This is a genomic window from Pseudomonas tremae (assembly GCF_001401155.1).
Classification (GTDB): domain Bacteria; phylum Pseudomonadota; class Gammaproteobacteria; order Pseudomonadales; family Pseudomonadaceae; genus Aquipseudomonas; species Aquipseudomonas tremae.
The window spans coordinates 1-473 of sequence record NZ_LJRO01000355.1 but is presented as its reverse complement, the minus strand read 5'-3'; the positions used below and the strand labels follow the sequence as shown (position 1 = coordinate 473).

The following is a 473-nucleotide window of genomic DNA, read 5'->3' as shown; positions in this document are numbered from 1 at the left end:
TGGCCGATTCGCGCCCTGCTATCCCGCATGATGAAGTCGAGCGAAGGATGGCAGAGCGGTTGGCACGATTGCGCCATCGCCGGGCGTCCTGATGCTACCCATTTTTTGGTTAGAATCAGCGGACAACGATTTGGCGGCAATAATCGAATACATCGGTTTACGTGATATAGCTGCTGCCGAAAGGTTGTGGCAGCGATTGCGTGGCATCGTTCTGCCCCTTTCAGAACATCCTTATCTGTATTCGATAAGTGACCACGTTCCAGGAATGCGCGAGATTGTGGCCCATCCTAACTACCTGGTGTTTTATCGCGTCACCTCAACGCGCATAGAAGTGGTGAACGTCGTCCACGCACGGCAAGAATATCCCCAAACTGGACTAGCGTAGTGCTCACTCCAGCGTTCCAGTTAAGTGCTGGTATTCATGCTTCGATGCTGCTTAAGTTGGTTGGCTATTCCATTGCTCTTCGGACCCT

At 52.2% G+C, this 473-nt stretch carries 1 protein-coding gene; it reads left to right on the top strand.

Features of this window, described 5'->3' with window-relative positions:
- Positions 1–91 precede the first annotated feature (91 nt).
- Positions 92–385, top strand: coding sequence for a type II toxin-antitoxin system RelE/ParE family toxin (locus ALO43_RS29265; protein ID WP_083492208.1), 294 nt, complete (start codon positions 92–94; stop codon positions 383–385).
- The last annotated feature ends 88 nt before the right edge of the window (positions 386–473 follow it).

Bases quoted from the DNA above. Each gene is read 5' to 3' on its own strand.
- ALO43_RS29265 (WP_083492208.1), top strand. From the start codon at position 92: ATGCTACCCATTTTTTGGTTAGAATCAGCGGACAACGATTTGGCGGCA.